Here is a 649-nt window from a genome sequence, read left to right on the forward strand (position 1 = left end):
GTGCCGACCGGCATCAAGTTCTTCAACTGGATCGGCACCATGTGGCGCGGCCAGCTGACGTTCGAGACGCCGATGCTGTTCTCGGTCGGCTTCCTGGTGACGTTCCTGTTCGGTGGCCTCACCGGCGTGCTGCTGGCCAGCCCGCCGCTGGACTTCCACGTGTCCGACTCGTACTTCGTGGTCGCGCACTTCCACTACGTGCTGTTCGGCACGATCGTGTTCGCCACCTACGCCGGCATCTACTTCTGGTTCCCGAAGATGACCGGCCGGATGATGGACGAGCGCATCGGCAAGGTGCACTTCTGGCTGACGTTCATCGGGTTCCACCTGACGTTCCTGGTGCAGCACTGGCTGGGCAACGAGGGCATGCCGCGCCGCTACGCCGACTACGCGGCCACCGACGGGTTCACCACGCTGAACACGATCTCGACGATCGGGGCGTTCATCCTCGGGGCCTCGACGCTGCCGTTCCTGTGGAACGTGTTCCACAGCTACCGCTACGGCCGTCCGGTCGAGGTGGACGACCCGTGGGGCCACGGCAACTCGCTGGAGTGGGCCACGTCGTGCCCGCCGCCGCGGCACAACTTCACCGAGCTGCCGCGGATCCGCTCCGAGCGCCCGGCGTTCGAGCTGCACTACCCGCACCTCA

The 649-nt window shown here is 66.1% G+C and carries 1 protein-coding gene; it reads left to right on the top strand.

Translation table 11 applies throughout. The features are described 5' to 3' along the window. The coding region (locus tag ABD994_RS31120) for a cytochrome c oxidase subunit I (RefSeq protein WP_345425580.1) at positions 1 to 649 on the top strand (649 nt) is incomplete at both ends.

This window comes from Actinomycetospora chlora, assembly GCF_039542135.1.
GTDB classification, from domain to species: Bacteria; Actinomycetota; Actinomycetes; order Mycobacteriales; family Pseudonocardiaceae; genus Actinomycetospora; species Actinomycetospora chlora.